The 21373-nt window shown below is 38.2% G+C and carries 21 protein-coding genes and 1 other RNA gene; 12 read left to right on the top strand and 10 right to left on the bottom strand.

Translation table 11 applies throughout. From position 1 onward, the window contains the following. Positions 1 to 26: 26 nt before the first annotated feature. The 3 genes from BG04_RS01870 to BG04_RS01860 form a co-directional block, all read right to left on the bottom strand. Positions 27 to 662, bottom strand: a complete 636-nt coding sequence (locus tag BG04_RS01870; protein ID WP_013058078.1) for an FMN-dependent NADH-azoreductase — start codon at positions 660 to 662, stop codon at positions 27 to 29. 485 nt (positions 663 to 1147) lie between these two features. Further along, positions 1148 to 1783 carry an FMN-dependent NADH-azoreductase gene (locus tag BG04_RS01865; protein WP_016766604.1) on the bottom strand — a complete coding sequence of 212 codons (636 nt, stop codon included), beginning with the start codon at positions 1781 to 1783 and terminating at the stop codon, positions 1148 to 1150. A 30-nt stretch (positions 1784 to 1813) separates the two neighbouring features. Continuing rightward, complete coding sequence (locus BG04_RS01860) at positions 1814 to 2131, bottom strand: winged helix-turn-helix transcriptional regulator (RefSeq protein ID WP_013058076.1); 318 nt, start codon at positions 2129 to 2131, stop codon at positions 1814 to 1816. Positions 2132 to 2351: 220 nt separating this feature from the next. Here BG04_RS01860 and BG04_RS01855 point away from each other — a divergent pair, with 220 nt between their 5' ends. From BG04_RS01855 to BG04_RS01830, 6 genes are all read left to right on the top strand, one after another. After that, a complete protein-coding gene (locus tag BG04_RS01855; protein ID WP_013084095.1) occupies positions 2352 to 2594 on the top strand; it encodes a spore germination protein in 243 nt (80 codons plus the stop codon). A gap of 214 nt (positions 2595 to 2808) precedes the next feature. Then, complete coding sequence (locus BG04_RS01850; RefSeq protein WP_230586528.1) at positions 2809 to 4539, top strand: glycosyltransferase family 2 protein; 1731 nt, start codon at positions 2809 to 2811, stop codon at positions 4537 to 4539. A gap of 127 nt (positions 4540 to 4666) precedes the next feature. Beyond that, complete coding sequence (locus tag BG04_RS01845; protein WP_034650264.1) at positions 4667 to 5287, top strand: polysaccharide deacetylase family protein; 621 nt, start codon at positions 4667 to 4669, stop codon at positions 5285 to 5287. Between the two features lie 256 nt (positions 5288 to 5543). Next, a complete protein-coding gene (locus tag BG04_RS01840) occupies positions 5544 to 6113 on the top strand; it encodes a LemA family protein (protein ID WP_016766606.1) in 570 nt (189 codons plus the stop codon). After that, the gene (locus BG04_RS01835) at positions 6113 to 6883 is read left to right on the top strand and encodes a TPM domain-containing protein (RefSeq protein ID WP_016766607.1); all 771 of its coding nucleotides are present in this window, start codon (positions 6113 to 6115) and stop codon (positions 6881 to 6883) included. Before BG04_RS01840 ends, BG04_RS01835 begins: the two co-directional genes overlap by 1 nt. 395 nt (positions 6884 to 7278) lie before the next feature. Further along, complete coding sequence (locus BG04_RS01830; RefSeq protein ID WP_034650267.1) at positions 7279 to 8649, top strand: DUF2254 domain-containing protein; 1371 nt, start codon at positions 7279 to 7281, stop codon at positions 8647 to 8649. A gap of 36 nt (positions 8650 to 8685) precedes the next feature. On the opposite strand, the gene BG04_RS01825 is transcribed toward BG04_RS01830, so the two are convergent. Together BG04_RS01825 and BG04_RS01820 are read right to left on the bottom strand one after the other, a co-directional pair. After that, positions 8686 to 9990, bottom strand: coding sequence for an aldehyde dehydrogenase (locus BG04_RS01825; RefSeq protein WP_034650268.1), 1305 nt, complete (start codon positions 9988 to 9990; stop codon positions 8686 to 8688). 63 nt (positions 9991 to 10053) lie between these two features. Beyond that, positions 10054 to 10680: a nitroreductase family protein gene (locus tag BG04_RS01820; RefSeq protein ID WP_034655063.1), complete on the bottom strand. Its 627-nt coding sequence runs from the start codon at positions 10678 to 10680 to the stop codon at positions 10054 to 10056. Between the two features lie 453 nt (positions 10681 to 11133). Here BG04_RS01820 and gdh point away from each other — a divergent pair, with 453 nt between their 5' ends. Both gdh and BG04_RS01810 read left to right on the top strand, forming a co-directional pair. After that, positions 11134 to 11919 carry a glucose 1-dehydrogenase gene (gdh, locus tag BG04_RS01815; RefSeq protein ID WP_034650269.1) on the top strand — a complete coding sequence of 262 codons (786 nt, stop codon included), beginning with the start codon at positions 11134 to 11136 and terminating at the stop codon, positions 11917 to 11919. 144 nt (positions 11920 to 12063) lie between these two features. Then, positions 12064 to 13053, top strand: coding sequence for a DUF4003 family protein (locus tag BG04_RS01810; RefSeq protein ID WP_034650270.1), 990 nt, complete (start codon positions 12064 to 12066; stop codon positions 13051 to 13053). A gap of 338 nt (positions 13054 to 13391) precedes the next feature. Here the strand turns inward: BG04_RS01810 and BG04_RS01800 are convergent, their stop codons facing one another. From BG04_RS01800 to BG04_RS01790, 3 genes are all read right to left on the bottom strand, one after another. Beyond that, positions 13392 to 14156 carry an MBL fold metallo-hydrolase gene (locus BG04_RS01800; RefSeq protein ID WP_034650272.1) on the bottom strand — a complete coding sequence of 255 codons (765 nt, stop codon included), beginning with the start codon at positions 14154 to 14156 and terminating at the stop codon, positions 13392 to 13394. Positions 14157 to 14300: 144 nt separating this feature from the next. Continuing rightward, positions 14301 to 15881, bottom strand: coding sequence for a sensor domain-containing diguanylate cyclase (locus BG04_RS01795; protein ID WP_034650273.1), 1581 nt, complete (start codon positions 15879 to 15881; stop codon positions 14301 to 14303). A 296-nt stretch (positions 15882 to 16177) separates the two neighbouring features. Continuing rightward, positions 16178 to 16996 (bottom strand): histidinol-phosphatase, encoded by an 819-nt coding sequence (locus BG04_RS01790; RefSeq protein WP_034650275.1) that lies wholly within the window; start codon positions 16994 to 16996, stop codon positions 16178 to 16180. A gap of 248 nt (positions 16997 to 17244) precedes the next feature. Between BG04_RS01790 and rnpB the strand changes: the two genes are divergently transcribed. The 3 genes from rnpB (at position 17245) to BG04_RS01780 (ending at position 19465) form a co-directional block, all read left to right on the top strand. Next, an RNA gene (rnpB, locus tag BG04_RS29250) (RNase P RNA component class B) lies at positions 17245 to 17633 on the top strand. A 198-nt stretch (positions 17634 to 17831) separates the two neighbouring features. Beyond that, positions 17832 to 18221, top strand: coding sequence for a VOC family protein (locus BG04_RS01785; RefSeq protein ID WP_034650277.1), 390 nt, complete (start codon positions 17832 to 17834; stop codon positions 18219 to 18221). Between the two features lie 359 nt (positions 18222 to 18580). Then, positions 18581 to 19465, top strand: coding sequence for a LysR family transcriptional regulator (locus BG04_RS01780; RefSeq protein ID WP_034650279.1), 885 nt, complete (start codon positions 18581 to 18583; stop codon positions 19463 to 19465). Between the two features lie 32 nt (positions 19466 to 19497). Here the strand turns inward: BG04_RS01780 and BG04_RS01775 are convergent, their stop codons facing one another. Beyond that, positions 19498 to 20055, bottom strand: coding sequence for a MerR family transcriptional regulator (locus BG04_RS01775; RefSeq protein ID WP_034650280.1), 558 nt, complete (start codon positions 20053 to 20055; stop codon positions 19498 to 19500). Positions 20056 to 20405: 350 nt separating this feature from the next. Here BG04_RS01775 and BG04_RS01770 point away from each other — a divergent pair, with 350 nt between their 5' ends. Further along, positions 20406 to 20720 (top strand): MGMT family protein, encoded by a 315-nt coding sequence (locus tag BG04_RS01770; RefSeq protein WP_034650282.1) that lies wholly within the window; start codon positions 20406 to 20408, stop codon positions 20718 to 20720. Between the two features lie 33 nt (positions 20721 to 20753). On the opposite strand, the gene BG04_RS01765 is transcribed toward BG04_RS01770, so the two are convergent. Further along, on the bottom strand, positions 20754 to 21371 hold the full coding sequence (locus BG04_RS01765) for a LysE family translocator (protein WP_034650283.1): 618 nt from the start codon (positions 21369 to 21371) through the stop codon (positions 20754 to 20756). Positions 21372 to 21373: the final 2 nt, after the last annotated feature.

The raw sequence follows: 21373 nt of genomic DNA, 5'->3' as shown, positions 1-21373 counted from the left end.
CCTTTTTTTCATGCTTGCAGTTTTTATTAAAACGTACGTGCAGCTTCTTTAGCGCGAGCAATGCCGTCTTCTTTAATTTCTTGTGCTTTATCTGGCATTGCAGCCTGTCCTTCTACAAATAGGCTTCCGATAGAGGGAACGCCGAAGAAGTTCATCATAATGCGCATATAGCGGTGACCCATTTCTAATTCACCAGCAGGGCCGCGAGAGTAGATACCGCCGTTTGCTTGAATATGATACGCTTTTTTATCTGTTAATAGACCTACAGAACCTTCTGCTGTATATTTAAATGATTTTCCAGCTACTGCTACAGCATCTAAATATGCTTTCATCACTGGTGGGAATGAGAAGTTCCACATTGGTGTAACAAATACATATTTGTCCGCTTGAGCAAATTGGTCACTTAACTCGTTTAAACGAGCAACTTTGCGCTGTTCTTCAGGAGTAAGCGCGTCAAATTCTGCGCCGCTTCCAAGTTTACCCCATCCGCTGAATACATCGCCGTCGATGTGAGGGATATGTTCTTGATATAAATTAACGTGAACAATCTCATCCGTTGGGTTTACTTCTTTATACTCGTTAATGAATGCATCTCCCGCAGCCATACTGAATGATTGCGTAGCATCGTTAGGGTTTGCTGTAATATATAATACTTTTGCCATAATTCTTTTCACCTTTCTGTCTTCAATATATAAATGTTGTTTCATGAATTAAAGATAATATGTTCGGAAACATCTACTACGTTATTAATAGTAACTTACGTAACAAATTTAGTCAAAGGTTTTTTATTGGGTTTTATCATATTCACAAACGTTTTTAAGAGTATTACGCTTTTGAGTTTTGTAGATAATCCCTTTAAAAACAAAGGTTTATTTCATTTTAAAGTGTTATTTTAAACGTTATTCATTTAGAGGAACCATCTTTTTTGAACGTAGATAATTAAAAAACGAAAAAGAAAAATCGTACATTTTTGCTTCATGCGTTATTAATAGTAACAAAAAATAACAGCTTTTTATCTTTCCTTTAAATCTATTTTCAGCGTAAAACGAGCAGGAAGGTGATCATTATTTCAAGGGAAATATAAGGGAGGGAAGAGGAAAGAAAAAGACCTCGATCTGCTTCGAGGTCTTTTTCTTTTCTATTGAATTTAAAACGTTTTGGCCATTGAATGGGCTGTTTGGAGTGCTTTTTCTTTAATTTGCGGAATTTGATCCGGGAATTTTACTTGCCCTTCGATAATAATGCTTTCAAACGCTTCGATTCCAAAGAAGTCCATCATAATTTCTAAATAGCGGTGGCCCATTTCTCTTGCCATTTCAGGGCCTTCTGAATACACGTCTCCGCGGGATTGAATATGAATCGCTTTTTTTCCTTTAAGCAATCCCTGAGCGCCTTCTTTTGTATATGTAAAGGTTTTACCTGACACGGTAATCGCATCAATGTACGTTTTCATAATCGCAGGAACAGAGAAATTCCACATTGGCGTGACAAAAATATATTTGTCAGCGAGTACGAACTGTCCGCCTAGTTCGGCTAATCGTCCCACTTTTAATCGTTCATCCGTTGATAAATCCTGGATGGAAGAGTGAGAACGAAGCTTTTTCCAGCCGTTAAATACGTCTGCATCTAAGTATGGAATATCTGCTTGATATAAATCTAAATGAACTACATCATCTTCTGGATGTGTTTGCTTATATACGTCGATAAATTCTTTCCCCACAGCCATGCTAAGTGATTCGTCTTCAGCTAAAGGGTGTGCAGTAATATAGAGAACATTTGCCATGATGCTCATCCTTTCTATGGAGTAGTTTTATTAATCTTGCACCCAGCTTTCTGCCCACTGGCTAATCGGCCCTAATATTTTACCTAACTCCGTTCCTTTTTGAGTCAGCGAATATTCAGAACGAATAGGGCGGTCCGGAATGACATTTCGGACAACAATTCCGTGGTCTTCAAGCTCTTTAATTCGTTCTGTCAAAAGCCTTCTGCTTAAGGCTGGTATACTTTCATTTAATTCACTAAAGCGTTTAGGACCGCTCATAAGCACATAAATGATTAATCCTGTCCACTTCTTGCCAATCAGTTCGAAACTTTTTTCTACTTTAGGTTGAATATCTTTTGGTTCGTCCATATTACGTATCCTCCTTCAAACAATATGGATGAAAAATAACTTATGCATTTATTGTAACAGAAAAAGCATAAAAACATGTGGAAACTTTGGGTGAAGCAGGGTGAAATGAATAATTTCACTAGTATTTGTACCTTGCTTTTCACTTCTTGAAAACTTTTCACAAATAGGCTTGTCAAAGCATACGATGTACGAATTCATTTTAAGAAAAGGTGGTATGGTCATGGCAGGAGTTATTAACATCTGTAACACGAGAATTAATGGTATGGCAAGAAACGGATCGATGAATTTTGGAGAAGTTCTTCACAACGGACACACAGCGGATGTTAAATCTGTTGGAATCAACTCAACATATGGAGACATTTCAGCTGCTTGTGCGCGAATGAAAAATACAAATATGGATGCAGATATATTTGATCAAACGGCTGTTGCGAATATTGATGGGGTATATGGAAATCAGCTATAAAAGGGAGCTGCTTATAACGTATGAAGTTGTAAGCAGCTTTTTTATACTGAGAAGTAGAACACTTATTTATGATAAGAGAATGTGTTTCTAATTCGATAGAACGATCTACCAAAGTTCCCGAATCTATTATATACGCCTTTTCTAAAAAAAATTATATATTGTACAAGCACCCGGTCATTTATTGAATAGTATATAGAGGAAAAACAAAGAAAGGATGATTAAAATAGACTCGTATGAATACTACTACAACCCTGAAGATGGAAAGTATTATATTAGAAAGAAAAACAATAGTCCACATTCCTTAAAAAAGCTCAAAGATAAACTTAATAAGTCAAAGGATAAAAAAAATAAAGGGAATAGGTCAGACGACTCAACTAACAAAGTGGATAAATTACGCGACAAAGTTAATAAGGGGAACAAAAAAAATAAATCACGCGACAAAGTTAATACAGCAAACGAAACCAATAAATCATACGACAAAGCTGATGCAGTGAATGAAACCAATAAACCATACGACAAAGCTGATGCAGCGAATGAAACCAATAAACCATACGACAAAGCTGACGCAGTGAATGAAACCAATAAGCCATACGACAAAGCTGATGCAGTGAATGAAACCAATAAGCCATACGACAAAGCTGATGCAGTGAATGAAACCAATAAACCATACGACAAAGCTGACGCAGTGAATGAAACCAATAAAGTTGATATAACAGACTATCCATTATATAAAATGAGTATAAAAAACAATCACAAGCATCCTATTAAAGTTAGCATCGTTATGCCTACGTACAATAAGTATCATCAAACCTCTCTTTCGCTTTACGGTTTATCAAAACAAACGTTTCCCCACGCTGAATATGAAGTTATTTTAGTCGATGATGCGTCTTCTGATAACACGTCCAACATTTTAAAAGAAGTGGATGTTCCGTTCAAATTTAAATATATTCAAATGAAACAAAATAAAGGGCGTTCCTCAGTACGTAATATAGGAATTAATCATGCTGAAGGAGATCTTTTAATCTTTTTAGACGGAGAAATGCTGGCTCCCCCTGTTTTTATTGAAAATCATTATAAACATCATATGCATGAATCAAATCTTGTAGTTACTGGAGCCATGCATTATGAGGGAGTCTATACGTTTATTATGCCAGACTATAATAAAGATCAAATGGCTCACTTGAAAGAACTAATCGGTAGGGATCCTGAGTATAGAAGATTGTATGAAAACTATGAACAGACGAAGCAGCATTCAAATGTTCCTTGTCCTCTTGTAACAAAAGAAGATATTGATACAAACCGTTTTCAACGTTTATCCTTTCCTAATCGTTATTTTCTTAACAGCGGGCTAAAACATTTCGGAGAGCGACTTGAAGGATTTACGCTACCTTATATTGCCTTTTTAAGTGGGAATGTATCAGTAAGAAAAGCGAACTTAAAAAAATCCGGTCTTTTTGATGAGACGTTTATCGGCTACGGGGCGGAAGACTGGGAGCTTGGGTATCGATTGTATAAAAATGGCGTACAGTTTGTTTTAGATCCCTCTACAGTTGCCTATCATCAAGAACATGGAATATCGAAGCGGAAAGTGAAAGAGCAGTGGGGTAACCACTATCGTTTTGTTAACAAACACCCACATATAGACGTTCTTATTTTATCTCTTGAATGGAAAGAGCTTCCGTTTATGCATATGCATAAAACATTAGTTGAATATAATCAGCTGGAGGAACGTTTTCCTGGCGAATATAATGAATTTAAACATGCTTTTCGCGTCATGCTTTTTAGAATTATTGAATATTTAAATAATGGACAGCCTGTGACGAAACTCTACGATCTTCCTGGAGGCTCAGAGGAAAGAATAAAAATTATTCAGCAGTTTGAAACACTGCGGCCTCGCGGATTTGACTACTTGGCGAGTTCTTTTGAACAAATCTATTACCTATAGCAGTATTGTATGCAGAAAAAGATATAACATCATCTCTTGAAAATTATCTCGCCGTAAAAGCCCCTCAGCTTACACCCACAAAGTGAGGGGTTTATTTCTATATCTATTTTATATAAGGGGAGAACATATGAATCAAAATTCACCAAAATATGTTGCGTTAACGTTTGATGATGGACCCTCAGCCTACACGGCTGCTATTTTAAAAATTCTAAAAAGGTATAATGTACGTGCGACCTTTTTTGTCGTAGGTGCAGAAGCGGAAAAATTTCCGAAGCTGATCCGACGTATTCATAGAGCAAAGCACGTAATTGGAAATCATACGTGGAGTCATCCTGATATTACAACTCTTTCTAAACGTGAATTATGGAAAGAAATCACTTCTACAAATATTCAAATAGAGAAAATAATAGGTTATTCTCCTAAGCTATTTCGTGCACCTTACAGTTCGATAAATGATACAGCTCTTGCTGCTATTAAGGAATTGGGAATGACGTCTGTTCTATGGAATGTAGATAGTCAGGATTGGCGTGAGGAAGATCCATTGGCCATATGCAAATATACGATTAAAAATTTACAAGAAAAGAATCTTATTGTCATGCACGATGGGGATCGATACGGCAGCGGAGCGCGAGATCAAATTGTTGCTTCATTGCCGAAACTTATTAAGTATTTAATAAAAAACGACTATCAATTTGTAACGGTTCCTGAATTTCACCGAGTCGCATACAAGATTGAAGGATGGCCTTAAGCTAAAAAAGGAATAGCCAAGAGGTATTCCTTTTTTTCTATTGTGAAACAAGATAAAATCGAGAAGGGTTACATGTGCTAATTGATAGAAAGACTAGGTAGAGAAAAGTATTTCACCTTATAGAGGGATTGATTGTTAGGAGATGTCTTACTTAGACGTGCAATACAAATAAAATTGGTAAAAAATGAATCTTTTTAGGGTATGATTCGTACTAGTAAGTAGATACATAATTTTGATGAAGAAAAGAGGTAGTACATTGAAAAACAAAGGTTTGATCGCTACGATCATTGTGTTAGTGCTTGTTGTAATTTACGGAGTGAGCTCTTACAATAGCCTTGTTAGCGCAGAGGAAGATGTAGATAATAAATTTTCCCAAATAGATAATCAATTAAAAAGAAGAGCTGATCTAATTCCGAACTTAGTCGAAACGGTCAAAGGCTATGCTAAGCATGAGCAGGAAGCAATTGATTCAGTCACTCAGGCAAGAGCGCAGCTAGCGGGAGCGAAAACTCCTGAAGATAAAGCTGATGCTAATCAACAGTTAAGCGGCGCATTAAGCCGCCTGCTCGTAGTGGTTGAAAAATATCCGGATTTAAAAGCGAATGAAAACTTCAGAAGCTTAATGGATAGTTTAGAAGGAACGGAAAATCGACTCGCTGTAGCACGTAAAGACTATAACGATGAAGTTGCGAAATACAATAAATCGGTTAAGAGATTTCCTAAAAGCATGTTAGCGGGTACGTTCGGCTTTGAAAAAAAACCGTATTTTGAAGTAACAAATGAAGAAAAAGAAGCGCCGAAAGTTGATTTTGGGAGCGATAAGTGATGAAATTTCTTGCTTCGTTTGCTTTATTATTGTCTCTTTTATGTAATATGGTAAGCGTTGCTTTTGCTGCACCTGATATTCCAAATCCGGTAGGCGATATTTACGTTCAAGATTTTGCTCATTTATTAAACGATCAGGAAAAAGCTGAAATAAACCAAATGGGCAGAAAATTGGATGATGAAACGAAAGCTCAAGTAGCGATTCTTACCGTGAATTCATTAGGTGATGCGGATGTAGAAGAGTACGCGAATGAAGCGTTTCGAAAGTACAAACTAGGTGATAAAAAGCTGAACAATGGCGTTCTTATTTTGCTCGCTAAAAAAGAACGAAAAATCCGAATCGAAGTAGGATATGGGTTAGAAGGAGCTATCACCGATATCAAATCGGGAGAAATTTTAGATTCTTATGCTATTCCTAACTTGAAAAATGGAAAATACGATACGGCGCTAGAAAGCACATACAAAGCTGTTTATAACCAAGTGGTGAAAGAGTATGATTTAGGAACAGATTTTGAACAAAAAGTGCCAAAAGCATCTCCGCCCTCTGATAGCGGTGTTCATTTAACAACTCTTCAAACGCTGCTGATTGCAGCTGTTATTGTGGGCTTACTTATTCTAGACTTCGTCTTTTTTAAAGGAGCGATCACGCAATTTCTGCTAAACTTCCTTGTCATATTTGGAGGAAGAGGCGGTGGCGGTGGCAACGGCAGCGGTCCTCGCGGAGGGGGAGGCGGCAGCTCTGGAGGCGGCGGAGCGAGCCGGGGCTGGTAAAAAGATAAGAGTAAAAAAAAGCTGAGATAAGATTAGGTTACTTGAAAGAAAATCCGAACGAGATGGATTCTTGATTGAGAATCCGACGCGTTCGGATTTTTTATTTACGTGGTGAACATAGCTTTCATATATTCATTCAGTTACTTCTAGCAGTTGATTGAAGGGCAAGACGAAGTCTTGGACGTAAATCAACTGCGGTGTCACAAGCGGTCCAGCTCATGTATCCTATTTGTGCGTATTTAAATCGAATTAATTAGGTATGTCTCAACCTCTTTTTTTTCTTTGTACAGTTATACCTTAAAAAATAGATTTTTTCCATTATATAAGCATAATTAGAAAAATTAAGGGAACTAAGAAAAAAGCTAGAGATTTACAAATAAAAAGGAAGGTTTTATATGAATACATTTAGATGGATAGCGGCAAGGAAACAGCTTTCTCCTCGTGCTTTTAAAGATGAATTAACTAGTCAAATATGGTTTAGTCCCTTAATTTATGCTTTTTTTTCTGTTCTTTTAGCTGTGCTGACGCTGTTTCTCGACTATTACTGCAAAGTAGGAGAGAAGGTTCCTTCATTTTTTTCAATCAACATGGATTTAACCAATACGTTAGTAAGTACGATTATGCCGGGAATTCTATCGATTACGACGTTTACCTTCAACTTAATGCTTGTTGTATTTACATCATTTGCAGCTCAGTTTTCTCCTCGCGTGTTAAAAAACTTTGCTTCTTCTAAGTCTACTCAGCGAATTCTGGGTATTTTCATAGGGAGTTTTTTGTATACACTTTTTGTGTTTTTATTTTTAAACAGCTCTCAAGTAAACGGATATTTTGCGATTCCGTTTGTGACGACAGCCCTGTCTGTTTTTAGTGCGGGTACGTTTGTCTACTTTATTAATCATTCTGTTAGGTGGCTGCAAGTAAATCATATGACTCAATCGATGAAAACAGCGTCCATAAAAGCGATTAAGACAACGATTCGAGAGGAACTGGAGATTCACCGAACAAAGTCTAGTCATAGCGAACAATTTTCTTTTCCAGAAGGAGAGAAAAAGCCGGTATGTATTCAAACATCCGGCTATATTCAAACGCTGAACTACAGCCGATTGATTCACTGCGCCAAAGAGCATAATTTAGTTATAAAAATGGAGCGTGAAGTAGGGGATTATGTGCTCAGCGGAACCGTATTGTTTTATTATTGGCATAGAGATTCGACAGAGCACGATGAAATGGATTGTACCGTCTTTCACCAATATATCCATGTAGGGAAATCTCAGACTGATATTCAAGATACTACGTATATCATTACGAAGTTTGTGGAGATGGCAGTTAAATCACTGGGGAATGATGATTTCAAAACGGCGGTTAACTCCATTCATCAAATTAGCGATATTCTTCGGGAAATTTGTGAAGTTAGTCAATTTTCTTCTTATTTAGTGGATGACAGCGGCGTGATACGAATGGTGATTCCTGATAAAAAATTTGAGGACTTTTTATATGATGGATTCGCTAATATCCGGCACTATGCGAGACGGAATATTATCATCACGATGGAGCTGCTCAAAACGCTTGGAAATCTCGCTGAGGCCATTGGACCGGCTTATTACGACGATATTTGGGAGTTTGCTGTATACATTTCTAAAGGCTTTGAAGAAGAGTATTTATTTGTTCAAGATAAAAAGTACTTTTTGCATATTCTTTGTGATTTAGCGGTTTCTACAAAAAAAGAAGAGCAATATGAACAAATCGCCAAACAGATGAAGGAATAAAAAAACCGAAGTCAGACGCTGACTTCGGCTTTTTCTTTATTTATTTGAACGTTTTAAGATGCTTTTAGCATGTGAAAATGTATCAAAGCTTGCTTTTCCGTGATACGCACCCATTCCGCTGTCACCAACGCCGCCAAATGGAAGGTAGTGAGACGTCATATGGTTAATCGTATCATTGATAGAGCCGCCGCCGAATGACACGCTGTTTAAGATGTGATCTTGGACTGCTTCATCTTCAGAGAAAAGATAAAGTGCTAATGGTTTTGGACGTTTTACGATTGCTTGGATTACTTCTGAGATTTCATCGTATACGATGACTGGAAGAATTGGTCCAAAGATTTCATCTTGCATCACATTGTCTTCCCATGAGATGTTATCAAGAACAGTTGGTTCAATAAACAGACGAGAACGATCCGTTTTGCCTCCAAAAACAATATCTCCGTTTGTTAAGAAGCTGCTAAGACGATCAAAATGCTTTTGGCTCACTACGTGAGGGAAGTCTAGATTTTGTGAAACATCTTTGCCGTACGTGTTTGTTACGACTTGTTTTAGGTTAGCTAGGAGCTCGTCTTTTACATTTCGCTGAACAAGAATGTAGTCTGGCGCTACGCAAGTTTGACCAGCATTTGCAAATTTACCGCGCGCAATGCGTTTTGCTGCTTCTTCAATATTTGCATCTTCGTGTACAATTGTAGGACTTTTTCCGCCTAGCTCAAGCGTCACAGGCGTTAAATGTTTAGCAGCAGCTTCTGCCACAATTTTGCCGACCATTGTACTTCCTGTAAAGAAGATGTAATCAAAGTTTTCTTTTAGTAAAGCCGTGCTTGTTTCCACTTCACCTTCGACTACCGTCAAGTGTTCTTCAGGGAAGTTTTCATTAAACATCTTAGCAAGAAGGCTTGACGTATGAGGTGTTAATTCAGAAGGCTTTAACACCACGCAGTTACCTGCAGCAATCGCGCCTACTACTGGTGATACAGCAAGTTGGAACGGATAGTTCCAAGGTGCAATCACTAGAGCTAAACCGTATGGATCTTGATAAATGTAGCTTTTTGCTCCTGCGTGAGTAGATGGTGTTTCTACTTCTTTTGCCGCTGTCCATTCTGCAAGATTCTCAACTGCAAAGTCGATTTCACTTAGCACAAGACCAACTTCTGCACGTTTTGCTTCAAATTCTGGTTTGTTAAGGTCAGCTTTTACTGCTTTTAAAATGTCGTCTTCATGACGTACAACAAGTTCTCTTAATTTCTTTAGCGTTTCGATACGGAACGCAACGTCTTTTGTTTTACCGCTATTAAAGAATGAAAGCTGTTTTTTTGTAAGTTCTTGATAGTTATTCATCAGAAAATCTCCTTTTACTTCACAATTTTAGCCCTTTATTTACTAAATAGAACTAGCTACTGCTTATTTCCAAGTTGTAACCGTATTGACCGGTAAACGGTAAGAAGCATGGCCTTCGCTTGCCGCTTTCCCGATTGAGATAAGCATAATTGGAAGATAACGTTCTTTATCTAAACCGAATTCTTCTGCGATTAAGTGTTTTTCGTATCCGCCGATTGGATTTGTATCATATCCGTGAGCGCGAGCAACAAGCATAAGCTGCATAGATACAAGACCTGAATCAATTAGCACGATGTCTTTCATATCTGCTTTTGGCATGTTTTCGTAGATCGGCTTAAAGAAATTTAGCTGCTGTTCTTTAATGTCCTGAGGCATATAGCCAAGCTCTACTGCTTTTCCGAAAATCTCGTCTGCATATTCGACGTTGTTCATGTCACCAAACACGGCAATAACAGCTGAAGATGTATGAACTTGTTCACTGTTAAATTTCGCAAGTTTAGCTAATTTTTCTTTGCCTTCCGGCGTTTCAATTACAACAAAGCGCCACGGCTGCATATTAACAGAAGAAGGAGCGCGCATAGCTTCTGTAAGAATTTCCTCCATTTCCTCACGGCTGATTTTTACTGAAGGATCATAATTTTTAATTGAACGGCGTTTTAAAGCAATTTCGTTAAAGTCTTTTGTAGTCATAGTCATAGTCATTATTCCTTTCTTTTTAGGCGTTAAACTTATTTATTGTCATTCCTATATTTTCGATTGCGGACAATTGTTTGACATATCAATAATTGATACATCAACAATATAATACATTGATTTAAGAATTGCAAGGGAAAAAGTTTAAACTTTTGAAGTGGGGTTAATGGGAAGTGTGAAACCATATCCTGCGGGAAATAGAGATGAAGAGAGTAAGTGATAAAAATAAATAATAAGAATGATAAAACAAAAAGTTTGACTACTTTATTTCTCTTAGTTACGATAAGTAACGAAAAGAGGCAAAAGTGAATTTGTTACTTTTTAAATGAATGACAGTTTAAGAAAGAAGAGATAGAGAAATGTTTATTCTCTTTTTAAAACCTAAACTGTATTTATAATTAGTACAGTATAGCAAGACATATCAGGCAGAAAAATTAGGAGGACTTCAAGATGTATACAGATTTAAAAGATAAAGTAGTAGTTGTAACAGGTGGATCAAAAGGGTTGGGTCGCGCAATGGCGGTTCGTTTTGGCCAAGAGCAGTCAAAAGTGGTTGTAAACTACCGCAGCAATGAAGATGAAGCGCTAGAAGTAAAAAAAGAAATTGAACAAGCTGGCGGTCAAGCAATTATTGTTCGAGGCGACGTAACCAAAGAAGAAGACGTTGTGAACCTTGTAGAGACAGCTGTTAAAGAATTTGGCACATTAGACGTTATGATTAATAATGCAGGTGTTGAAAACCCGGTTCCTTCTCACGAATTATCATTAGAAAACTGGAATCAAGTAATCGATACAAACTTAACGGGCGCATTTTTAGGAAGCCGCGAAGCGATTAAATATTTTGTTGAAAATGACATTAAAGGAAACGTTATTAACATGTCCAGCGTTCACGAAATGATTCCTTGGCCACTATTTGTTCACTATGCAGCAAGTAAAGGCGGTATGAAGCTAATGACGGAAACGTTGGCTCTTGAATATGCGCCAAAAGGTATTCGCGTAAATAACATTGGACCAGGCGCGATTGATACGCCAATCAACGCTGAAAAATTCGCAGATCCGGAACAGCGTGCAGACGTAGAAAGCATGATTCCAATGGGCTACATCGGCAATCCGGAAGAAATTGCCTCAGTTGCAGCATTCTTAGCATCGTCACAAGCAAGCTACGTAACAGGTATTACACTATTTGCTGATGGCGGTATGACAAAATATCCTTCTTTCCAAGCGGGAAGAGGTTAATAGGTAGAACTGAATGAAAAAGACCTCGGAATATTGGGGGGTCTTTTTCGTATTGTCATAAATGTACGGCGTATTTACCAAATATTGAAACTTTTATTGAAGTGTTGCGTATATAAGCTAACGACGAATAAAGGACGTGTTGATATGCTACCGGAAACGATTCAACAAAAAGTAGATCAGTATAGAGGTTTTTATATCAGCTTAAAAAATGAACTCAAATGGAAAGTGGCAGATCCGAAGCAGTTTATGGCTATCGCTTCTATGTATGTAGTGAAAGGCAAATCGCTTCAGCTTCAGCCTTATATTGAGTTAAGTGACTATATTAAAAATCAAGTAGGAATGTTTTCTACATTAAAATCATCGCAGAGGTTTACGATTGCAGCCATGCTAGATACCTGCTATGAGAATCCAAAAGAAACGTTTCATGTATTTCTGGATGTATATGATCAATTGGTACAAGGCGGGTTTACGAGAGGCGCATTTACGTATATCGCGGCTTCCGCTATGCTGTCGAATGAGTCAAGTCGAAGTCATAAAGAAACGGTTCGAAGGTCAGTAGAAATTTATCAAGGCATGAAAAAAAAGCATCTCTTCCTTACATCAAGCGGTGATGTACCTCTTGCCGTTTTATTAGCTGAAACGAGCGAGTCTGTTGATGATTTGATGCATGAAATTGAACACTTCTATACCACATTGGGGCAGCATGGATTTAAAAAAGGAAATGACCTTCAATTTTTAAGTCATATTCTCGCAATCGATAAAAACCTACATGCGGATACCCTTATTGAAATATGCGTATCTGTAAAAGAAGCCTGTGAATCGGCAGGTATCAAAGTGAAAGCGATGCATTACCCGGTCATTGGCTTATTAGCACTATTTGAAAAACCAGAAACTGAAATTGAAACCATCCATGAAGTAGTGAAACAGCTAAACGCAGACAAACTTTTTAAATGGCAGAAAGACATCAATGTTATGCTGGCGGTTAATTTGGTTATCAGTGAAAAGCTGAAGGATTCTAGACTGGTCGAAACGGGCATCTATACAACGATTGAAACTATTATTCAAGCTCAGCAAGCGGCTATGCTAGCGGTTATTGCGAGCACTTCAGCGGTTGCTACTACGACTACTACTTGATAAATGAAACGGCTATAAAAAGAGGCTGGGGCAAAAGTATGTTAGTTGAAGGGTGACCTGAACGATGAATCGGTCGAATTTTTTATTGGCAGAGGGAAGGTAGGTTTACTCAATTTAGTTACTTCTAGCCGTAGATTGGAGGGCAAGGCGAAGACTCCTGCGGGAAAAGCGGAACAGATGAGACCCCGCAGGAGCGCAAGCGACGAGGAGGCTCATCTGTCGCCCGCGGAAAGCGTAGTCTTGCACGGAAATCAACGGCGGTGTCATAAGCGAGCGATTCATGCGATCTCATTTGTCCGTCTTTACATTGGAATGATTTTGTTATGTCTCAATCTCTTCTACTTAAAAATATAAACCTCGCCATCATCTGGAACAAAGACGTGAGATGTCATGTCTTTTTCTTTGATAAAGCCTTTTAATTCTTCCCTTGATAGCGTCCAGTGGTTTACAGCTTCCATATGGACAGAAATAATCGTAGCCTTAGGAGCTGCTTTGTATACTTCGTAAATATCTTCTTTCCCCATTACAAGAGAACCGCCTTCTAAAAACTGATTATCACCGCCATTTACGACAATGACATCCGGTTGATGGGTGTTGATTTCTTCTTCAACAGCGGCATACCATACCGTGTCTCCAGCTATATAGAGGGTTTTTTCACTCTTATGTTTAAAAACAACGCCGCACACTAAACCAGTACGCTTTAAAATTTCTCCTCTTCCGTGCTCGCCTTTTGTTTTGATTAATTCAACGCCTTCAAAAACCGTGTTTTGCGTAAGTACTTCTACATTTTTAAAACCAGCTTCTTTTACTACTGCGGCATCTTCTTCATTTTGAACGAACATTTTGATATCGTTTGGTAACGCCTGTTTAGCGGCATCGTCAAAATGGTCTAAATGGAGGTGAGTAACAATAACCGCATCTACATCAGCAATAATTTCTTCAACGGATATCGGTAAGTTCACTAAAGGGTTGTTTTGATCTTGTCTGCTCGAATTTGAAAAAGGGGGGTAAGTTCCTTTTTCCGCTAACATAGGATCAATTAAAAACGTTTTTCCCTCGTATTCAACAAGTAAGGTAGCATTTCGAATATGTGTAATCTTCATCTCTATCTCTCCTTTTTTTGATCTACATACAGTTTATAAGATGAGCGGTTTTCAAATACATAAACAAAATCAAGTCTTTTAGCCCTTTTACTTGATAAATGAAAGAATATTAGTCAAAAGCAAAAAGAACCGAAACAATGATGTTCAGGTTCTTTTTAGCATTTCTTTTTTCTCTTCATACAAACGTACTTGGTTGCGTCCGTTTTGTTTGGCAGCGTACAGAGCAATATCTGCTTTATTTAAAAGGTCATCCAACGTGTCGTTTTCTTGTTTTGCTGCTTGGGCTACTCCAAGGCTTAGCGTAACAGAAATGGTTTCTTCATTGATACGTAAGGGCTGAGTCTCAACGTGCCTGCGAAGCTGATTGGCAAGGACCTCAGCTTCTGATGATGTATAGCCCTTTAGCGTGAGTACAAATTCTTCACCGCCGTACCGAGCAAAAAGCGCTCCTTGCGGTAATACGGACTGGCAGGCTTTTACGACATGTACAAGCACCTGATCGCCGGTATAATGACCATACGTATCGTTCACTTTTTTAAAATAATCAATATCAAGTATAAGAAGCGTAAAAGAAGATGCAGACTTTTTTGCTTCTTCGAACGCTTGCTTGCTGTGCTGAAAAAATGCCCTGCGGTTATAAATTTGCGTCAGCTCATCGTAATAAGCTTGATTTTCAAGCTTTAGCTGAAGTCTTTTTAGCTCCGTGATATCCGTAAAAATAAGCAGCAACCCGTGACTGTTGTTAGCATACTGCAAAGGAGAGGTGCGAACTTGATACGTATACTGAGATTGGTCCGCGAAAAAAAGCTGCAGCTCTTGACTGCTGTTTTTATTTTCGAATGTAAAAGGAAATGAACTGCCCGATAGCGTGAACCAAATATCAGCAAACCGTTTTCCAAACATCGCTTTTTTCAGCTGCGGAAACATGTTCTTCGACGCTAAGTTAAATTCAATTAATCTGTAAGCTTCATCAAGCACGATAACACCGTCATTAATGCTGTTAAATATCGCATCTTTCGCAACGGGCATAACTGTAAACATACGGGATGAGTTAATGGACCATAAATATAAAAAAGAAGAAACCCATAAAACCATAGGAACTGGATCAATTCCCTGCGGCGTAAAGCCCATTAAATAGACAAAAGCTGTGACGATAGGGACTAATTGCCCGACCATTAATGCAATTAACTGCAGGCGGTAAGCTTTGGCTGTTTCTTTCCAGCGGTAAACGGCGAGCAAAAAAGCAACGAACATAGACGAAAAGATGAACATGCCGTGAATCGTATACCATGGTCCAATTTCTTGATGAATGTAAGGAGCACCTAAAACTGGGTCAATTTCAAACACGCGGTAATGAAGGTGATGCCAGTCATTTGTTGCGACCATGATCAAACTAATAAAAGGAATGATGAAAAGCGCAAAAATATGCTTTTTCCTTACCTTTATGCCGACATACTGCATAACAAACAGCAGCCCTGCAGGAGGCGAAAAAGGCATGCCCACGTATTGAACGACGGTCCAAAATTTCATTTCCTCAAGATTAACAGATAGTAAGCTAAAGGCCGCACCCATACAATAAATAGCGGTGAAACCTGTATGAAGAATAAATAAATGCGCAATATTGCTGTAGTGGTGACGTTTAATAAACACGTAAAAGCACAAGTATAAATTAAGAACACCGGACGTACAGATAAGCGTTATATAAGCTGTTAAATCTAAATTCACAATCGTGTCCCTCATTAAGAAATCATTTTTAGTTAAATGTAGCACAATTGAAATGAAATGTGGTTATTTTATGTAGGAAATTAGTAGTGTTGGAGATAGTAGAGGGACTATAAGGATAGGTCTGGACGATGAAAAAATGGTGCCTAAACAACAAGTAATTGAAACGAACGGAGAAGATTTATCTTCAGCTACAAAAGTCAAAGTTTCTCGGTGAAAAACACATGCCTGAAAACACGGGATGTTCCTTCATCTGCGTGTCTTCAGGCATATTTGTATTTGTATTTAAGTTTACTGTTTTACAAAGGTGTCACCTGCATTTTTTTCTGTCTAAAAAAGACCCAATCCTTAAAGCCGATTTCTTTAAGGCGCTTTTTTACGAGTTCAAAGTCGTCGCCAATGCGCTCCGGATCATGAGCATCGGAGCCAAATGTCATGCGTACCCCGTAGTGCAGAGCTCTTTCCAAAATATCGTCTGCAGGATACCAGCCTCCGCAGTCTTTGGTTTTGCCTGATGTATTCACTTCTATGGCAATGTCATGTGCTGAAATCACTTTTAGCGTTTGATCAATAACAGCTGTCTGAATAGAAGAAAAAGAAGGATAGAATCCTTTCATGGCATCAATATGGCCAAGAATCTGAAACATTCTGCTTCGGGCGGATTCTTCGATCAATTGATAATACGTTTCTTTCGTGCGCTGCTTTTCTTGCTGAGAAAGGCCTTCCCAGCGCGTTTTATGAAAGATGCTGACTTCATCAACTTGATGGACAGAGCCGATTATGTAGTCAAACGGATATTTTTCATAGTAGCTACGATATATTTTTGCATGATCGGGAAAGAAATCAGACTCTACGCCTAACAGCACTTCAATTTTTTCTTTATATTCTTCTTTTAGTTTCAAAATCTCAGCTACATATCCGGAGAATGCGCTTTTTCCCATCGCAATGTGAGGATACGGCTGGTCTTCTTCGCTTGCGAAATAAGGAGAATGATCCGAAATCCCAATGATATCAAGGCCTTTATCAATAGATGCCTCTATATAATCTCGAATCGTTCCGCGAGCATGTCCGCATCGGTCGTGATGGGTATGAAAATCAAATTTTAAGTCAGCCTTCATTTTTCATCACCTCTGTCATCTTTTTATGTGGTTTATAGAGTATTCTACAGAGAAACAAAGTATCCCCCTTAGAAATGGATGAAGCGAATATTTCTTGGGCTTACGGATGTTTCATCTACTAAAAAGATTGTACAGAAACAAGTTATTTTATTTAATTTACTGCAAAAATTGACATGGAATCCATACCAAAAGTTACATTTGATTCGGCAAGCTAAAACGCATATACTACTCATACACGATCTGAAATAACGTTCAGGTAATCGCTGCATCATTTGATGTAGAGGAAAGTCCATGCTCGCACGGTGCTGAGATGCCCGTAGTGTTCGTGCCTAGTGAAAAAATAAGCTAGGGCAGCTTGGCTTATAGCTTAGCTGACGGCGGGAAAAACCACCTAAGTCCTCGGATATGGTCGAGTATCCCTGAAAGTGCCACAGTGACGAAGCTTTGCTGGAAACAGCAAAGGTGGAACGCGGTAAACCCCACGAGCGAGAAACCCAAACAATGGTAGGGGAACTGTCTCTAAGGAATTCAACGGAGAGACGGACGGTTACATGTGTAATCGTAGATAGATGATTACCGCCTGAGTACGAGAGTAAAATCGTTTGCAGTACAAAGGTACAAAACATGGCTTATCGAACGTTGTTGAAACAGAGACTGACTATAAATATGTAATCAAAACAAACCAATTGGGTTTGTTTTTTTGTTTGTTATTTTTCAACTCGTAGCCGACTCATTGATAGAGTGCTTGAATTTCTTTACATATGTAAATACATATTGCCTAAATTGTTGTATAGTTTACTTGTACTTACTAAACAAGGGGAAAGGGAGAAGATGGATGATTAAAAAAATGGAACATACAGCAATTATTGTTGGAAATATGGATGAGACGATTCACTACTACGGGGATATGTTTGGCTTTAAAGTTCGCCTTCAAGGATCTAACGAGAAAAGAGAGATGGCTTTTTTGTATCTTGAAGAACAGCCGGGTATGGAAATTGAGCTCATTCGAGATATTGATCCGATTGGAGAGTATAACAAAAGCGGGATTGTTAACCACCTTGCCTTTACGGTAGAAGATATAAATAAGGCAATTCAACATTATAAGAGCAAAGGAATTGAATTTTTATCACCGGAACCTCAGCCAACACTTGAAGGCGGTCGTATGATTTTATTTCACGGACCTAATGATGAATTGCTGCAGTTAGTAGAACGGGTTAAACTTTAAAACGTTTACTTTAAGAGGTACATATAAGAAAAAATGTGTGTTACATTCTCAAAAAAGACCTTTCTTTTATGGTGATAGAAAGGTCTTTTTGATGTATAGTTACTATGATATCTTAGTTAGCTTTTTAATAACTTTCCTTACGGTTCAAGACAAATTCTTCTTTCTGCTAGAAAATGATGAGTATAAAATTTTAATAAGTGCCGTATACAGCAATCGACAAGAGGAACTAAAAACATCCTCAAGTATGTTTCCATTTTTTATAGTAGCATCTTCTAATTTATAATGTATAATTCATTATAATCATATTTTTCATACATCTATGTAATGAGTAGAGCCGCTTGATAAGGAGATGGTACAAAATGGAATGGCAGCAGTTTAAATATTTTCAAACGCTAGCACGTACGCAGCATATGACGCGCGCAGCAGAAAAGCTGTTAATTACGCAGCCTGCGCTCAGTCGTTCAATCGCTCGTTTTGAAGAGGAAGTAGGAGCGCCGCTATTTGACCGGCAAGGACGTTCCATTCGATTGAATCAATACGGTAAAGTCTTTTTGAAGCGTGTAGATAATATGATGAAAGAATTTGATAAAGGACAAGAGGAAATTCAAGCGCTGCTAGATCCTGAGAAAGGGCAGGTGTCACTTGGATTTTTGCATACGCTCAGCACGGATTTAATTCCAGATTTAATTGCGTCGTTTCGCAGCTTATATCCTAAAGTGAATTTTCAGCTGAGGCAAAGTCCTTCTCACGTGCTTCTTGAGCAGCTGGAGCTCGGTGAACTGGACCTTTGTTTGATTGCGCCTATGGAAGAAAAATCGTTCATTAAGTGGCATCATCTTTGGAGTGAAGAGCTGTTTGTGATCGTACCGAAAAATCACCGGTATGCTGATCGTGAAAGAATTGCACTAGAAGAAATTGCTGAGGAATCATTTATTCACTTAAAAGAAGGTTTTTCTCTTCGTCTTACGTTTGAGCAGTTATTTGAAGAGACAGGGGGAAAGCCTCACATTATGTTTGAAGGAGAGGAAGCTGACACCGTAGCGGGACTTGTAGGAGCCGGTTTAGGAATTTCTATCCTTCCAGATTTACACGGAATAGATCAAAGCAAAATAGTGAAAATCCCATTAGCTAAAGCCAACTGTCACCGAGTAATTGGACTAGCATGGATTGAAGGAAGATATCTATCACCGGCTGTTAAACAGTTTAGAAACTTTGTTTTACATAAATTTAATGATCAGAAATAAAGATGTTTCATGGCCTAGGCTTGTTTACAAATTTAGTCCTTTTTTCGTTTGAATAATCGTTTTAAAATCGATCTTTTTTTACCTACTACGCTGCTTTCTTTTGAAGCTTCTACTAATTCTGAAATGGCCTGCTGCTCACGCAAGCTTTTACGCAAAGATTGAATAAGCTGCTTGTCTTTTTCCTGAAGAATTTGTTTTGTATCAGGTTCTTGTTGGGGTGAAGGCTGTACAGGAAGTTCAGAAGTTGTCGGCTGCTGGTCGTCGGCCTCGGGCTGGTCAGCGGTTTCTGCTGTGTTCTCTATGTCCTCTTTGTCTTCGGCTTCTTCTAGAGACACGGCAGCTTGATCCTCGCTTGTAGTCAAAGAGAATTCTTTTTGCAGAGATTCATTAATTTCTTCTGCTTGATAACCCTCATCATAAAGCTGCTTAATTTTCAGTAAAACGGTCGCAGCCGCAGCTTCATATTGTTTTGGTCGATGATCCTCTTTTTGTATAAAGAAATATTGGAATTTATCTATATATCTTCTGATGGTTGAAGTAGGAATACTTGTTTCTTTAGATAATTCTTTTACACTAAGCCATTTTGTCATTTTCTCACCACTTTTTAAATGATTACTTATTCGTCAGCATCAATTTGAAATTGTATTAGTATCTACTGTTTATCTTATCATGTAACGCTTCTACGTACCTTGCTGTGTTGGTTTCTGTAACGTTTTTATAATCACAGTGTCATAAATGAGGTATAAGCTGCCACTCGCACAAAGATTTGTTAGTTGAAGAATAGGAAATAATCAGTAAGTATTTGTTTGGAGTATGTTAAACAATGATGAGCGTACTTCTTATTATCTTATAATGTTGCTGAAGAAAAATCGAGTGATTCCTTCACTGTTTATTTAATATGGTAATGTTGTACTAAAGAAGAAACGAAAGGAGGAGCGACTTGAGTTTTACAGAACGAGCAGTAGCACTTATTAAACAAATACCATCCGGGAAAGTAATGACATACGGACAAATCGCCCGCCTGGCTGGTAGTCCGCGAGGTGCAAGGCAAGTTGTACGAGTATTGCACTCGATGAGTAAGAAATATAAACTCCCTTGGCACCGAGTTATCAACTCCAAAGGAGAAATTGGATTTAAAGACGAAGAAATGCACCTTGTTCAAAAACATTCACTCGAAGCGGAAGGAATAATCGTTTCTTCGGATGGAAAGCTTGACCTTAAAGTCTATCTCTATGAACCTGAAGTGCATAAATAACAAAAAAGCTATCTGAAACAGATAGCTTTTTTGTTATTTATGTTTTTCAAAAGCCAGCTTTAATCCAAATCCAATTAACACCACGCCCGTTGCTTTGTCCATAAAGCGCTGCACGCTAGGTGTTGTAAGCCATTTTCGTAAATAGTTAATAAAAAAGACGAATACGAAAAACCACGTGATAGCGAGGATCGTATACGTTATTCCCATCAGAAGTAATTGAAGAGTTACGTTTTGATCATTTTGAACAAATTGAGGTAAAAAAGTTAAGAAAAATACCGCCACTTTTGGATTAAGGACGTTTGAGACCAGACCTTGACGAAAAGCAGATGTTTCTTTTGTTTTTTCTTCTTTTGCAGAAGAACCTGTATCGCTTTTTTTAGAAAGGAAAGCAGAAATTCCTAAGTACATTAAATAGACGGCTCCTGCGTATTTTACGATTTCAAATGCAAGAGCTGACTGAAGAAGAAGAGCTGATAAACCAAACGTAGCGGCGAGTGTGTGAACTAAAGAACCGCTCGCTAAGCCTAATGCCATTTTATAGCCGCCCGTTTGTCCATCTGCCATCGTTCGTTTGGTAATAAGAGCAGTATCAATACCAGGACTCATAATCACAAATAATGTAAGAACCAAAAAGGTCAAGATGTCATTCATTT

The organism is Priestia megaterium NBRC 15308 = ATCC 14581 (assembly GCF_000832985.1).
Lineage (GTDB): Bacteria > Bacillota > Bacilli > Bacillales > Bacillaceae_H > Priestia > Priestia megaterium.
Note: the sequence above shows the minus strand (reverse complement) of the source record. Positions and strands in the feature narration are given on the sequence as shown.

Bases quoted from the DNA above. Each gene is read 5' to 3' on its own strand.
- BG04_RS01870 (WP_013058078.1), bottom strand. From the start codon at position 662: ATGGCAAAAGTATTATATATTACAGCAAACCCTAACGATGCTACGCAA.
- BG04_RS01865 (WP_016766604.1), bottom strand. From the start codon at position 1,783: ATGGCAAATGTTCTCTATATTACTGCACACCCTTTAGCTGAAGACGAA.
- BG04_RS01860 (WP_013058076.1), bottom strand. From the start codon at position 2,131: ATGGACGAACCAAAAGATATTCAACCTAAAGTAGAAAAAAGTTTCGAA.
- BG04_RS01855 (WP_013084095.1), top strand. From the start codon at position 2,352: ATGGCAGGAGTTATTAACATCTGTAACACGAGAATTAATGGTATGGCA.
- BG04_RS01850 (WP_230586528.1), top strand. From the start codon at position 2,809: ATGATTAAAATAGACTCGTATGAATACTACTACAACCCTGAAGATGGA.
- BG04_RS01845 (WP_034650264.1), top strand. From the start codon at position 4,667: ATGAATCAAAATTCACCAAAATATGTTGCGTTAACGTTTGATGATGGA.
- BG04_RS01835 (WP_016766607.1), top strand. From the start codon at position 6,113: ATGAAATTTCTTGCTTCGTTTGCTTTATTATTGTCTCTTTTATGTAAT.
- BG04_RS01830 (WP_034650267.1), top strand. From the start codon at position 7,279: ATGAATACATTTAGATGGATAGCGGCAAGGAAACAGCTTTCTCCTCGT.
- BG04_RS01825 (WP_034650268.1), bottom strand. From the start codon at position 9,990: ATGAATAACTATCAAGAACTTACAAAAAAACAGCTTTCATTCTTTAAT.
- BG04_RS01820 (WP_034655063.1), bottom strand. From the start codon at position 10,680: ATGACTACAAAAGACTTTAACGAAATTGCTTTAAAACGCCGTTCAATT.
- gdh (WP_034650269.1), top strand. From the start codon at position 11,134: ATGTATACAGATTTAAAAGATAAAGTAGTAGTTGTAACAGGTGGATCA.
- BG04_RS01810 (WP_034650270.1), top strand. From the start codon at position 12,064: ATGCTACCGGAAACGATTCAACAAAAAGTAGATCAGTATAGAGGTTTT.
- BG04_RS01800 (WP_034650272.1), bottom strand. From the start codon at position 14,156: ATGAAGATTACACATATTCGAAATGCTACCTTACTTGTTGAATACGAG.
- BG04_RS01790 (WP_034650275.1), bottom strand. From the start codon at position 16,996: ATGAAGGCTGACTTAAAATTTGATTTTCATACCCATCACGACCGATGC.
- BG04_RS01785 (WP_034650277.1), top strand. From the start codon at position 17,832: ATGATTAAAAAAATGGAACATACAGCAATTATTGTTGGAAATATGGAT.
- BG04_RS01780 (WP_034650279.1), top strand. From the start codon at position 18,581: ATGGAATGGCAGCAGTTTAAATATTTTCAAACGCTAGCACGTACGCAG.
- BG04_RS01775 (WP_034650280.1), bottom strand. From the start codon at position 20,055: ATGACAAAATGGCTTAGTGTAAAAGAATTATCTAAAGAAACAAGTATT.
- BG04_RS01765 (WP_034650283.1), bottom strand. From the start codon at position 21,371: ATGAATGACATCTTGACCTTTTTGGTTCTTACATTATTTGTGATTATG.